Origin of the sequence: Noviherbaspirillum massiliense JC206 (genome assembly GCF_000312045.1) — a bacterium.
In the GTDB taxonomy this organism is placed as follows: Bacteria; Pseudomonadota; Gammaproteobacteria; order Burkholderiales; family Burkholderiaceae_D; genus Noviherbaspirillum; species Noviherbaspirillum massiliense.
In genome coordinates this window covers 2,851,796-2,864,002 of the sequence record NZ_HE978634.1, presented here as the reverse complement: position 1 = coordinate 2,864,002, position 12,207 = coordinate 2,851,796, and the positions used below count along the sequence as shown (strand labels likewise).

Annotated in this window: 12 protein-coding genes; 11 read left to right on the top strand and 1 reads right to left on the bottom strand. The window is 60.9% G+C overall.

The features are described from left to right. The first annotated feature begins 64 nt into the window (after nt 1–64). The 3 genes from mrdA to HGHM_RS14010 all read left to right on the top strand — a co-directional run bounded on the left by mrdA (nt 65) and on the right by HGHM_RS14010 (nt 4,530). Nucleotides 65–2,083 (top strand): penicillin-binding protein 2, encoded by a 2,019-nt coding sequence (gene mrdA / locus HGHM_RS14020; protein ID WP_019142175.1) that lies wholly within the window; start codon nt 65–67, stop codon nt 2,081–2,083. A gap of 5 nt (nt 2,084–2,088) precedes the next feature. Beyond that, nucleotides 2,089–3,201, top strand: a complete 1,113-nt coding sequence (gene rodA, locus HGHM_RS14015) for a rod shape-determining protein RodA (protein WP_019142174.1) — start codon at nt 2,089–2,091, stop codon at nt 3,199–3,201. A 315-nt stretch (nt 3,202–3,516) separates the two neighbouring features. Further along, nucleotides 3,517–4,530 carry a septal ring lytic transglycosylase RlpA family protein gene (locus HGHM_RS14010; protein ID WP_034349068.1) on the top strand — a complete coding sequence of 338 codons (1,014 nt, stop codon included), beginning with the start codon at nt 3,517–3,519 and terminating at the stop codon, nt 4,528–4,530. Nucleotides 4,531–4,538: 8 nt separating this feature from the next. On the opposite strand, the gene rsmI is transcribed toward HGHM_RS14010, so the two are convergent. Beyond that, on the bottom strand, nt 4,539–5,447 hold the full coding sequence (gene rsmI, locus HGHM_RS14005; protein ID WP_019142172.1) for a 16S rRNA (cytidine(1402)-2'-O)-methyltransferase: 909 nt from the start codon (nt 5,445–5,447) through the stop codon (nt 4,539–4,541). A 14-nt stretch (nt 5,448–5,461) separates the two neighbouring features. Here rsmI and HGHM_RS21325 point away from each other — a divergent pair, with 14 nt between their 5' ends. The 8 genes from HGHM_RS21325 (at nt 5,462) to HGHM_RS13965 (ending at nt 12,203) form a co-directional block, all read left to right on the top strand. Next, on the top strand, nt 5,462–6,682 hold the full coding sequence (locus HGHM_RS21325) for a penicillin-binding protein activator (RefSeq protein ID WP_019142171.1): 1,221 nt from the start codon (nt 5,462–5,464) through the stop codon (nt 6,680–6,682). Next, entirely contained in the window at nt 6,682–7,053 is a 372-nt protein-coding gene (locus HGHM_RS13995; protein WP_019142170.1) for a YraN family protein, read from the top strand. The genes HGHM_RS21325 and HGHM_RS13995 overlap by 1 nt, the downstream gene beginning before the upstream one ends. 203 nt (nt 7,054–7,256) lie before the next feature. Continuing rightward, a complete protein-coding gene (locus tag HGHM_RS13990) occupies nt 7,257–7,853 on the top strand; it encodes a phosphoheptose isomerase (RefSeq protein WP_019142169.1) in 597 nt (198 codons plus the stop codon). Next, nucleotides 7,846–8,508, top strand: a complete 663-nt coding sequence (locus HGHM_RS13985; protein ID WP_019142168.1) for a BON domain-containing protein — start codon at nt 7,846–7,848, stop codon at nt 8,506–8,508. The genes HGHM_RS13990 and HGHM_RS13985 overlap by 8 nt, the downstream gene beginning before the upstream one ends. Before the next feature lie 81 nt (nt 8,509–8,589). Beyond that, a complete protein-coding gene (locus tag HGHM_RS13980; RefSeq protein WP_019142167.1) occupies nt 8,590–9,177 on the top strand; it encodes a LemA family protein in 588 nt (195 codons plus the stop codon). Between the two features lie 52 nt (nt 9,178–9,229). Continuing rightward, nucleotides 9,230–11,173 (top strand): M48 family metalloprotease, encoded by a 1,944-nt coding sequence (locus tag HGHM_RS13975; RefSeq protein WP_019142166.1) that lies wholly within the window; start codon nt 9,230–9,232, stop codon nt 11,171–11,173. A gap of 13 nt (nt 11,174–11,186) precedes the next feature. Further along, nucleotides 11,187–11,618, top strand: coding sequence for a DsrE family protein (locus HGHM_RS13970; RefSeq protein ID WP_019142165.1), 432 nt, complete (start codon nt 11,187–11,189; stop codon nt 11,616–11,618). Between the two features lie 57 nt (nt 11,619–11,675). Next, nucleotides 11,676–12,203, top strand: a complete 528-nt coding sequence (locus tag HGHM_RS13965) for a TlpA family protein disulfide reductase (RefSeq protein ID WP_019142164.1) — start codon at nt 11,676–11,678, stop codon at nt 12,201–12,203. Nucleotides 12,204–12,207 lie beyond the last annotated feature (4 nt).

Below are 12,207 nucleotides of genomic sequence, written 5' to 3'. Positions count from 1 at the left end.
GGGATGTTCGCCGGCACAAGGGATACAGCCTGCCTCGCCCTATCCGTACTGGCAAAGATCGTAAATGACCGAGTTTAAGAATACCGAACGCGAACTGTATCTGTTCCGCCTGCGGCTGTCGGCGGCGGCGGTTTTCGTCCTGATCTGCTTCGGATTGCTTCTGGCACGCTTTCTCTGGCTGCAGGTATTCAAGCACAATGACTACGCGGCGCAGGCCGAAGACAACCGGATTTCAGTGGTGCCGGTCGTGCCGAACCGCGGCCTGATCCTGGACCGCAATGGGGTGGTACTGGCGCGGAATTTCTCCGCCTATACGCTGGAAATCACACCCTCGAAAATCCAGGCGCCCCTCGAGACGGTGATTGCGCAACTGTCCGAGCTGGTCGACATCCAGCCCAAGGACCGCCGGCGCTTTCGCCGGCTGCTGGATGAATCGAAGAACTTCGAAAGCGTGCCGATCCGTACCCGCCTCACCGATGAAGAAGTGGCACGCTTCGCCGCGCAGCGCTACCGCTTTCCGGGGGTAGAAGTCCAGGCCCGCCTGTTCCGCCAGTATCCGCTCGGCGAAGTGGCATCCCATGTCATAGGCTATATCGGCCGCATCAGCCAGAGAGATGCCGAACGGATCGAGGCCATGGAAGATTCTGCCAACTATGCCGGCACGGATTACATCGGCAAGGAAGGCCTGGAAAAGCGATACGAGAGCGCATTGCATGGCACGACCGGCTATGAAGAAGTCGAGGTGTCTGCCAGCGGCCGGGCCGTGCGCACACTGTCGCGTACGGCAGCACTGCCCGGCAACAACCTGATCCTGTCGATCGATATCGAACTGCAGAAGATCATCGAGGAAGCCTTCGGCGACCGGCGCGGCGCATTGATTGCGATCGAGCCTTCGACCGGAGATGTGCTGGCCTATGTCTCCAAGCCGACCTTCGATCCCAATCTGTTTGTCGAAGGCATCGATCAGCAAAGCTGGGACGAACTGAATACGTCGCCCGACAAGCCTCTCCTGAATCGCCCCCTGATCGGCAGCTATCCGCCGGGTTCCACCTACAAGCCCTTCATGGCACTGGCTGCGTTGGAGCTCGGCAAGCGCACACCAGCGAGCGCCGTGCACGACCCCGGCTATTTCTGGTTCGGCAACCACAAGTTCCGCGATGACAAAGAAGGCGGACATGGCATGGTCGACATGTACCGATCCATCGTCCAGTCCTGCGATACTTACTACTACTTGCTGGCAAACGACCTCGGGGTCGATGCGATCCATGACTTCATGAAACCCTTCGGCTTTGGTCAGTTGACGGGAATCGACCTCGACAACGAGCGCACCGGCATCCTTCCGTCCACTGCCTGGAAACGTGCCGCCTACAAGAGGCCGGAGCAGAAGAAGTGGTATGCCGGCGAAACGATTTCGCTCGGTATCGGCCAGGGGTACAACTCTTTCACCCCTCTGCAGCTGGCGCATGCCACGGCCATCCTCGCCAACAATGGCACCGTGATGAAGCCGCACCTGGTCAAGATCATCGAGAATGGCGTCACCCACGAGCGCACGTTGACGGTACCGAAGGAGAGCTACAGGATCCCGCTCAAGCAGGAGAACATCGACGTCATCAAGCGCGCAATGGTGGGTGTGACGAAGGAAGGCACTTCCGCGCGCTCCTTTGCCAACGCCGAGTATGTATCGGCGGGCAAGACCGGTACTGCGCAGGTGATCGGGATCAAGCAGAATGAAAAATACAACGCAAGCAAGCTCGATGAGCGCCATCACGACCATGCGCTGTACACCGCGTTTGCGCCGGCAGACAATCCGCGCATTGCTCTGGCCATGATCGTCGAGAACGGGGGCTTTGGTGCCGCGGCGGCTGCCCCCATTGCGAGAGCAGCCCTGGATTACTACTTGCTGGGCAAAAGGCCCGCTGACAAGGACAAGCCGCCCGCAGGCAAGAAGGAAGCCGAGAAGGTGACCGCTCCTGCAGACATGGCCGATGCAGGCAACACGCGCCCGCTGGCCGAACTGAAGGCTGATGCTGAATCGGCAGGCGGCCCCAAGCCGGGCGCTGAAACCCGCGGCAACAAGGACTGATTGCAATGTACTACGCCGAAAAGCGGCCCCTGTGGCCAAGCATCAAACCCTACTTCAGCGTGTTCGACGGTCCGCTGGCGCTGATCATCTTCCTGATCCTGTGCGTGGGTCTGGTCACTCTGCATTCGGCCGGGATCGATTTTCCGGGACGGGTCGAGGATCAGATGCGCAACATCCTGATCGCCTTCGTCATCATGTGGGTCGCAGCGCTGGTGCCACCGCAAACCCTGATGCGCTTTGCCGTACCGCTGTACACCGTGGGCGTGGCATTGCTGATTGCGGTCGCCATGTTCGGCATCATCAAAAAGGGCGCACGGCGCTGGATCAATGTCGGCGTCGTGATTCAACCTTCCGAACTGCTGAAAATCGCCGTGCCGCTGATGCTCGCATGGTTCTTCCAGAAACGCGAAGGCGCGTTGCGCTGGCAGGACTTCCTGCTGGCGGGAATCCTGCTCGTGATCCCGGTCGGTCTCATCGCGAAGCAGCCCGACTTGGGCACTGCGCTGCTCGTGTTGGCAGCCGGCTTCTATGTGATTTTTCTCGCGGGCCTGTCCTGGAAAGTTCTGCTCGCTCTCTTTCTGGCAGGCGCTGCCAGCCTGCCAGTCGTCTGGTCCATGCTGCATGACTACCAGCGTGCCCGCGTAATGACCCTGATCGATCCGACGACCGACCCGCTCGGCAAGGGTTTCCACATCATCCAGTCGACGATTGCGATCGGCTCGGGCGGCGTCACCGGCAAGGGCTGGCTGCACGGGACCCAGACTCACCTGGAATTCATCCCGGAGCGCACCACGGACTTCATTTTCGCCGTCTATTCGGAAGAGTTCGGCCTCATCGGCAATGTGATCCTGCTGATCCTGTACCTGCTCCTCATCAGCCGGGGCCTCATCATTTCCGCCAACGCGCCCACATTCTTTGCCCGCCTGCTTGCCGGCGCCATCACCATGATTTTCTTTACCTATGCCTTCGTGAACATGGGGATGGTGAGCGGCATCCTGCCGGTGGTCGGCGTGCCGCTGCCTTTCTTCAGCTATGGCGGCACCGCGCTTGCCACGCTGGGACTGGGCGCCGGCATGCTCATGAGTATCCAGCGTCACCGAAAACTGGTGCAAAGCTGATGAGACCCGTTAAATCGTACTGGCCATAACCGTCAACCGGCGTTAAGTACGCTTACAAACTTGTGCCACGGCATGGGAGATGCCGTGGCAAACTATTCCGTCAGGAAAAATCAGAAGATGCGTTGACGGATTGTCGTCTGGGAGGATGGCATCCTTTGCTTCGCAGTGTGGGGAGACGCAGGACGGCATGCAGTGCTTCCTGCCTTGCCATGCTGTGCCACGCAGAGCGCATCTCGCAGCATTGGAAAGGGGAGCGCGATGCCATTCATTCACCATGCCCGCGGGCGATGTCTTTTCTCATGGCTTGCCGCAGTCATGTCGGCGCTGCTCATTGCCGGATGCAGCACCGCTCCGCTATCCCCTTCAGCCACCACGTCGGCTTCGCGCCCGTCCGGCAAATCCTCCTCTGCCAATATTCCGAAGCTGCCGCCGGCCGGCTCGGGACGCGGCGCCTATTATCAGGATGACGGTCCCGGCGACAATCCGCCTGAGGGCTTGCTCGATCTGGAAGATCCGGAACCCAGGGTGGAGCCGTATTCCAGCCGTGGCAACCGGCCCTACGTCGTGTTCGGCAAGACCTACAGGCCGTTTACCGACCTGCGGCCTTTCAAGCAGCGCGGCATCGGCAGCTGGTACGGAAAGAAATTCCACGGCCAGAAGACATCGTCGGGCGAGCCCTACGATATGTACAAAATGACCGCGGCGCATCCAACCTTGCCGATTCCGTCCTACGCACGCATCACCAATCTTGCCAATGGCAAGCAGGTGATCGTTCGGGTCAATGACCGCGGGCCGTTCCACTCGAGCCGCATCATCGACCTGTCTTACGCTGCGGCGCTCAAGCTCGGCTATCTTGCCAACGGAAGCAGCACTCTCGAGGTCGAACGACTGCTGCCCGATGAAATCGCCCGCATTGCCGACAGCAAGCGCGAGCAGATGGCGCGCGGCGAAGGGAGCCAATCCAATACCGAAACGCAGGCCGCGTCCGTCGCCGAAGGCGCGAGCGCGGTGGGTGGCAACATTGCGAGCAGCAGTACGCCAGCTACCCAGGAGGCGGCACAGACGGCCGCTGCCGGAGCATCCGCAACGACCGCAGCCTCCGGCATCTACCTGCAGCTCGGCGCCTACGCCCAGGCAGGAAATGCGGAAACGGCGCGCGCCAGGCTGATGAAGAATTGGGACCTCAGCCTGCCGACGGTGGAGGTGGCGGTGCATGGCATGGGCTATCGTCTGTATGCCGGGCCATTTGCCTCGCGCACGGAAGCTGCGCTGGCCGCGCAAAAGCTGCAGCAGGCCGGCGCGCCGAAACCCATGATCGTGCAGCGCTGATTTCCGGGTTAGCCTTGTTCTTTCATTCTCAACGCGAGGTCATACAGGGCATTCTTTTTCTGCCCCGTGATGCGGGCTGCCAGCGACGCCGCCTGCTTCACCGGGCATTCCTCAAGCAGGATGGCGAGGATGCGTTCGGCTTCGGCATCCTCGGCGCTTCCCGCTGCGGGCGCGCCTTCGACCACGATCACGAATTCACCTTTCTGATGGTGGGCGTCCGCGGCGAGCCAGGCAGCCGCATCCGACAAGCGGCAGCGATGGATTTCCTCGAACAGCTTTGTGAGCTCGCGCGCAAACACGATCTGCCGCTCCGCACCGAGTACGGCATGCAGCGCATCGACGGTTTCCACGATCCGGTGCGGCGCTTCGTAAAACACCAGCGTTGCAGGCAGCTTGCGCAACTCCACGAGTGCCGCTTCGCGCTGCTTCGCCTTCGCCGGCAGGAAACCGACGAAATGGAACCTGTCATTCACCAGTCCGCTGGCCGACAAGGCGCCGATTACCGCCGATGCGCCGGGCACCGGCATCACCCGCAAGCCCGCTGCATGCACCGCGTCCACGATGCGCGCGCCGGGATCGGATATCGCTGGCGTGCCTGCGTCGGACACCAGCGCGATGCGTGCGCCACCCCGCAGGCGGCGGATCAGTTTTTCCGCGGCTTCGCGCTCGTTGTGTTCATGCGCCGGGATCAGTTCCTTCGAGATGCCATAGCGCGCCAGCAGATGCGCGGTATTGCGGGTATCCTCGCAGGCCACTGCGTCGACAAGGGACAGCACATTGAGCGCCCGCAAGCCGATATCGGCGGCATTTCCAATGGGTGTGCCCACCACATATAATGTGGAAGCGGGATAAACCTGTTGCGACACTTCTTGCATCAGCGGCAAAGTGGCGGACAGGTTGGAGTCAGGTTGAGTCATCGGGAGAGGCGAGAATGTTTTACCACGTGGCGAAAGCATTGTTCATCGGAAGCGTACTCGGCGGATTGTGCCTCCCCGTGCAGGCAAATTCAACCAATGTTGCCGAGCCAGTGGCGACGACCGCGAGTGTCGCTCCATCCACATCCACTCCGGATGCGCCGCTTCAATTCGGGCCAGTGACCGGTGCCGTTTCCATACCGACCACCGAAATTCTTCCACTGAAGCCCTTGGTGCGCATGTCCCTGCTCCTGCCGCTCCAGTCGGACGCTTTGCGCCAGCCGGCAGAGGCGTTGCGTGCCGGTTTTCTTGCCGCATTTGAACGCGACCAGGCCGGGATTGAAGTCAATGTGGTCGAGACCAGCGATGCGCCCCAGGATGTATTGTCCGCCTATAACAAGGCCGCGGCGCAGAGCGACATCGTGATCGGACCGCTCTCGCGCAGCGGCGTGACCGCCCTGGCGCAGAGCGGCAATATCAGCAAACCCACCATTGCACTGACCCAGCCGGATGCGGAAGTCGAAGCGCCGCCGAAGATGCTGCTCATGGGATTGTCGGTCGAAGACGAGGCGAAGCAGGCCGCCATCTGGGCCGGCAAGGACAAATCGAAGACCAAGGCCTTCGTGCTGGCGACCAGCGCTGCCTGGCAACAGCGTGCCGCCAAGGCATTTGCTGCAGAGTGGCAACGCATGGGGCGGGAGCAGGAAATGGTCGAAATCAATGCGCCCGGCGGTTACCTCAACGGAAGAAGCCTGCTGGAACTGAAGAAGCGTATCCAGTCCGACAAGTCGACACTGCTGTTTGCCGCGCTTGACGCCGACCAGGCGATGCACGTGCGCGCCATCGTCGGCAGTCAGATTCCTCTTTATGGCACTTCCCAGCTCAATCCCTTTGCTCTTTCCGAACGGCGAGCCGAAGAACCGGCCATCGCCATGGACGGCACCCGCCTGCTCGATATTCCCTGGCAGCTGCAGCCCGATCATCCTGCAGTGATGATCTATCCGCGCCCGGTAGTGAGCGCGGACCAGAAGCGCAGCGCCGATCTCGAACGCCTGTATGCGCTCGGCATCGATGCCTTCCGCGTGGGACGGGAAATCGCCTATGACCACACCAATTTCCAGCTGGATGGCGTGACCGGAAAGCTGACGGTACGCTTTGGCCAGAAGACCGCCTTCTTTGAACGCAGCACCCCGCATGCCGTCTATCGCGACGGCGGCGTCGTCGCCGCTACGCAATGATGGGACTGTTCGATTCATTTCGCCGGCGCACTGACAAGCAGGTGATCGGGCAGGCAGCCGAAGATGATGCGCTGCAATACCTGCAGCGTCAGGGCTTGGCCCTGGTCGAGCGCAACTTTCGTTGCAAGGGCGGCGAAATCGACCTCATCATGCAGGACTGCGAGATGCTGGTGTTCGTGGAAGTCCGTAAGCGCGCAGACATGCGCTACGGCGGCGCCGCCATCAGTGTCACGGCACGCAAGCAGGCGCGCCTCGTGATCGCGGCGCAGGTTTTTCTGCAACGTTACACAAACCTGCCAGCATGCCGCTTCGATGTCATCGCCATCGACGGCGAACAGATGACCTGGCTGAAAAATGCAATCGATGCCTGAGCGCTCGCCGCTCGCCACCGACTCATTAGCCAATGCATAACAGGCGCTGATGCCATCCCGCCGCCGCATCCCGATTCACATTTCAATCCGTCAATAATTCCGCTGATTCTGTCGCCAGGCATGGGAAATATGCCGGAACATGCCTTGTTTTTCGTCATCATTCGGCTCGGCAAGACCACGCCTGCTTTATAATCGCCAACACTATGAACAAGCAACGTATCCTCGCCCACTTCCAGGAAAGCGCGAATCTCAAGCTCCAAGCCGGTGCTGCGCTTGCGCAGCCCATCGGGCTCGCAGTGGAGCTCATGTTCAATGCTTTGTCGAACGGCAACAAGATTCTCGCCTGCGGCAACGGCGGCTCGGCAGCGGATTGCCAGCATTTCGCGGCCGAACTGGTAGGCCGCTTCGAACGCGAGCGCCTGCCGCTGGCAGCGATTGCATTGACGACCGACACTTCTATCCTCACGGCGGTCGGCAACGACTACAGCTACCAGGAGATTTTCAGCAAGCAGGTGCAGGCATTCGGCCAACCGGGCGATGTGCTGCTCGCGCTATCGACTTCCGGCAATTCGCCCAACGTGGTAGCGGCGATCGACGCTGCGCTGGAGCGGGACATGCGGATCGTTGCATTGACTGGCAAGGGCGGCGGCGCCATCGGCAAGCGCCTGACCGATGCCGATGTGCATATCTGCGTGCCGCACGACCGCACGGCTCGCATCCAGGAAGTGCATTTGCTCACGATTCATTGTTTATGCGACGGTATCGACGTCGCCCTGTTTGGAGAAGATACGAATGATTAAACTGCAGCGCCTTACACGTCCCCTCGCAACCCTTGCCCTGTGCGCAGTGGTCGCAGGCAGCCTGCAAGGATGCATCGAGATGGCCATCGGCACTGCCGTAGTGGGCACGCTGGCAGCATCGGATCGCCGTACCTTCGGGGCCCAGACCGAAGACAAGGCGATCGTCCTGAAGGGCGAAGGCCGCATCACCAAACTGGTTGGCGACGCCGGCCATGTGAATGTGAGCAGCTTCAACCGCAAGGTGTTGCTGACCGGTGAAGTGAGGGACGAAGCCATGAAGGCAGCGGTCGAGCGCGAAGCGGCGGCGATCGAGAACGTCGAATCGGTGATCAATGAGCTCGAAGTGACCTTCCTGTCCAGCATCGCTTCCCGCTCGAACGATACCCTGATTACCGGCAGGGTAAAAGCGGCGCTCGTCGATACCCGCGACTTGTATGCCAACTCCGTCAAGGTCGTCACCGAGCGCGGCAATGTCTACCTGATGGGCCGCGTGACACAGCGCGAAGGCCAGCTCGCTGCCAATGCGGCAAGCGGCATCAGCGGTGTGAAGAAAGTGGTCAAGGTATTCGAATACATTTCGGAAGACGACCTGAAGCAGCTGGGTCCCGTCGCCGAGACACAAAGCATTCCGGACAATCAGGGCAGCAGGAACTGATCCCTGAGCGTTCCGACGGGAATGCTATAGTAAGCCGCCCGCCAGTTCTGGCCGGCGGCTTTTTTCTTGGGGAGGAAAAACATGGCAATGATCGTCGTCCTGGCGCTGCCGATGCTGGCCCTGTTCTGGGCAGTGGGCGCCTACAACCGCCTTGTGTCGCTGCGCAACCAGTTCAGGAACGCCTTTGCCCAGATCGATGTGCAGCTGAAGCGGCGTTACGACCTGATTCCGAACCTGGTGGAAACGGCAAAGACTTACATGCAGCATGAGCGGCAAACGCTGGAAGCGGTCATTGCAGCGCGCAACCAAGCCGCCAGCGCCAATGCGAGAGCAGCCGGCAATCCGGCCAATGCGGACGCGATACAGCAGATGGCCGCTGCCGAAGGAATGCTGGCTTCATCGCTCGGCAAGATGTTCGCCCTGTCGGAAGCCTATCCAGAACTCAAGGCCAATCAAAACATGATGCAGCTGACCGAAGAACTGAGCAGCACCGAAAACCGCATTGCCTTTGCCCGCCAGGCCTATAACGACGGCGTCATGCAATACAACATTTCGCTAGAGCAGTTCCCGGGCTCGTTCATCGCCAGCATGTTTTCCTTCAAGCCGGCTGAATTGCTGCAGGCAACCGAGGCGCCTGAAGAACGCAAGGCAGTGAAGGTGTCGTTCTGAACGTGCTGCCCAGTATGGCGAACCGGAAGCGAACCTGATCGGCTTCGGCACGATGAATTTCTTCGAAAGGCAGGATGAGGCGCGCCGACACAGCAGGACGCTGGTCATCCTGTTCATCCTCGCGGTCATCGCGATCGTCATCGCCGTCAATGCGGCAATGGCCCTGATCTGGCATGCGAGCCAGGCTTTCCATCCCTTGCAGTCCCATGTCTATCCGCGCGGCTTCTTCGCCACCAATACCCTGGTCACGCTGGTCCTGATCGCCGCGGGCACCATGCTGGAAATGGTCAAGCTGCGCGATGGCGGCGATGCAGTGGCAAGAATGGCCGGCGGGCGGCTGGTCGCGCCGGCATCGCAGGATTTCCTTGAAAAGCGGCTGCTGAACGTGGTCGAGGAAATGGCGCTGGCTTCCGGCATCGCCTGCCCGAATGTCTATGTCATGGATCGCGAGGACGCCATCAATGCCTTTGCGGCCGGCTACAACCCGAACGAGGCGGCGCTTGCCGTGACCCGCGGCGCGTTGACGCGGCTGACGCGCGACGAATTGCAGGGTGTGGTTGCGCATGAATTCAGTCATATCCTGAATGGCGACATGCGGCTGAATGTCCGCCTGATCGGCGTCATATTCGGCATCCAGATGCTGGCCAGCTTCGGGCAGCACCTGATGGATTTCGGCACATCCTCCTGGGGCTGGTACAGCCGCGACGACAAGGAAAGGCCCGCCCGTTCCATCTTGCGCGCGGTGGGCTTCGCCTTGCTCCTGGTGGGCTATATCGGCATCTTCTTCGGCCGCCTGATCAAGGCGGCGGTGTCGCGCCAGCGGGAATTTCTCGCCGATGCCAGCGCGGTGCAGTTCACGCGCAATGCCGACGGCATTGGCGGCGCCCTGCGCAAGATCGGTGGCCTGACGCGCAGCATGGAAACCGGATCGCGCATCCGCCATCCGAATGCCGAACTGCTGTCGCACCTGTTCCTCGCCGCGCCGAAGCGCAATCTGTTGAGCGGCATGTTCGCCACGCATCCGCCCATCAAAGAACGGTTGCGGCGCATTTATGGCAGGCAGGTGGACCTGCTTGAGGCTCCGGAACTGCCGGCCTTCGATCCGCCTGCAGAGCGCTTGCCGGATCTGCCTTATGTCGCGCCAGCTTTTACAGGACATGCAGGATTGCAGACGGCGATGGCATCGGTACCTGCGACCACTCCGGAAGCCTTCCGCGGTGCCTCCGCTTCGGTTTCGCTCGCCCCCGAACTCGACGAGGCAATCCGCGAGCCGGAAGCTGCCCGTGCCATGGTCTATGCCATGCTCCTTGGCAGCGGCGCCGAGCGGGAAGCCCAGATGGTCGTGTTGAAAGCCGATGCGCCGGCACAGGCAGAGTTTTGCGCCTTCCTCGCGCAAAGTATCGGCCGGCTGCCGAAAAGCGCGCGCCTGCCTTTGCTTGATCTGGCCACGCCTGTGCTGAAGCAGTTGCCGGGTGCGGAAAGGCAGGCACTGCTTTCGACCGTCAACCGGCTGATTGCCGCCGACCAAAGGATGACGCTGACGGAATTCGTGCTGCAGACTGTTCTGTCGCGTCGGCTCGACTCGCGCGCCGGCCGCGCCACTCCCGCAAGCTATGCCAGGCTGGAAGCAGTCAGGCAGGAAGTGGCGGTATTGCTTTCGCTGCTGGCGCATGTCGCTGCTTCCGGGAAGCATGAATCGCCCACGGTACCCTTCCTGCGCGCGGCTGCATCGTGCAAGGATCTGCGCCTGACCGAGGCGGCGCTTCTGCCCGCCGATACCATCGATTTTGCCCGCGTCCGGCAAGCGCTGGATCGCATCAACCGGCTGGCGCCCCTGGCCAAGCCGGCACTGTTCAAGGCGCTTCTGGCGGTTTCTTCCGAGGAAGCTTTGCCGCAGGCTCTCGCCGACCTGCTGCGCGCAATCTGTGCCGCGATCGAGGTCCCGGTGCCGCCCGCGGTCGCCGCCACGTATACTGACATCCTCATCAGCCATTGATTGGAGTCCAAACATGCGTCAGACATTGCTGCGCGTCCTGTTCATCGTCCTTCTCGGCTTCGGCCTTTCCGCGCAAGTCCATGCGGCGGAGCAGATCAAGGTCGTGTATCACTTGGTAGATGGCATTGACCAGGCATCGCGTGCCATGGCAAATATCCGCAACCACTTGCGGGCCGAGCCGGACACGAAAATCGTCGTGGTCGCCAATGGTGATGGCATCCGCTTCCTGCTGGCCGGCGCGAAAGAGCGCAACGGCAGGCCTTTCGACAGCGCAGTCAGTGCGCTCGCGGCGCAAGGCGTGGAATTTCGGGTATGCAACAATACCCTGACGGCGCATGACATTTCAGCCTCACAGCTGCTGCCCGAGGCCAAGCTGGTGCCGTCCGGCGTGGTCGAAGTGGCGCGCCTGCAGGCCAGGGAAGGCTTTGTTTATCTGCGTCCATAGGCGAATCGGATCGCCCGCTATAATAAGAAGGTCACTCAATCGCTTCCGCGTACCATCATGCAAACCGACATCGCTTCCTCTGCCACCAAGCGCTCCTTGCTCAAGGGCCTTGCCGCCGTCCTGGTCCTGGCGATTGCAGGCATCGGCTATTTCTCCTTCTCGACAGAGCAGGCGGCGCCGAATGTCACCTTCACCGATTTGCAAGGCGAAAAACTGGCCATGCAAAATCTGCGCGGCAAGGTGGTGATGGTGAATTTCTGGGCGACGAGTTGCACCACCTGCATTCATGAAATGCCGCAGATGGTCGAGACCTACAACAAGTACAAGGGCAAGGGACTGGACTTCGTGGCAGTGGCGATGAGCTACGATCCGCCGAATTATGTGCTGAACTATGCGCAGACCCGCAAGCTGCCTTTCAGGGTGGCGCTGGATGTGCAGGGCGACCTGGCGAAATCCTTCGGTGATGTGAAGCTGACTCCGACTACCTTCGTGATCGACAAGCAGGGCAATATCATCAAGCGCTATGTCGGCGAACCCGAGTTTGCCGAGCTGCACAAGCTGCTGGACAAGGCGCTGGCCGCATAAGGGA

What these genes read in the sequence shown, in the direction of transcription:
- mrdA (WP_019142175.1), top strand. Translation starts at nt 65, where the DNA reads ATGACCGAGTTTAAGAATACCGAACGCGAACTGTATCTGTTCCGCCTG.
- rodA (WP_019142174.1), top strand. Translation starts at nt 2,089, where the DNA reads ATGTACTACGCCGAAAAGCGGCCCCTGTGGCCAAGCATCAAACCCTAC.
- HGHM_RS14010 (WP_034349068.1), top strand. Translation starts at nt 3,517, where the DNA reads ATGTCGGCGCTGCTCATTGCCGGATGCAGCACCGCTCCGCTATCCCCT.
- rsmI (WP_019142172.1), bottom strand. Translation starts at nt 5,447, where the DNA reads ATGACTCAACCTGACTCCAACCTGTCCGCCACTTTGCCGCTGATGCAA.
- HGHM_RS21325 (WP_019142171.1), top strand. Translation starts at nt 5,462, where the DNA reads ATGTTTTACCACGTGGCGAAAGCATTGTTCATCGGAAGCGTACTCGGC.
- HGHM_RS13995 (WP_019142170.1), top strand. Translation starts at nt 6,682, where the DNA reads ATGGGACTGTTCGATTCATTTCGCCGGCGCACTGACAAGCAGGTGATC.
- HGHM_RS13990 (WP_019142169.1), top strand. Translation starts at nt 7,257, where the DNA reads ATGAACAAGCAACGTATCCTCGCCCACTTCCAGGAAAGCGCGAATCTC.
- HGHM_RS13985 (WP_019142168.1), top strand. Translation starts at nt 7,846, where the DNA reads ATGATTAAACTGCAGCGCCTTACACGTCCCCTCGCAACCCTTGCCCTG.
- HGHM_RS13980 (WP_019142167.1), top strand. Translation starts at nt 8,590, where the DNA reads ATGGCAATGATCGTCGTCCTGGCGCTGCCGATGCTGGCCCTGTTCTGG.
- HGHM_RS13975 (WP_019142166.1), top strand. Translation starts at nt 9,230, where the DNA reads ATGAATTTCTTCGAAAGGCAGGATGAGGCGCGCCGACACAGCAGGACG.
- HGHM_RS13970 (WP_019142165.1), top strand. Translation starts at nt 11,187, where the DNA reads ATGCGTCAGACATTGCTGCGCGTCCTGTTCATCGTCCTTCTCGGCTTC.
- HGHM_RS13965 (WP_019142164.1), top strand. Translation starts at nt 11,676, where the DNA reads ATGCAAACCGACATCGCTTCCTCTGCCACCAAGCGCTCCTTGCTCAAG.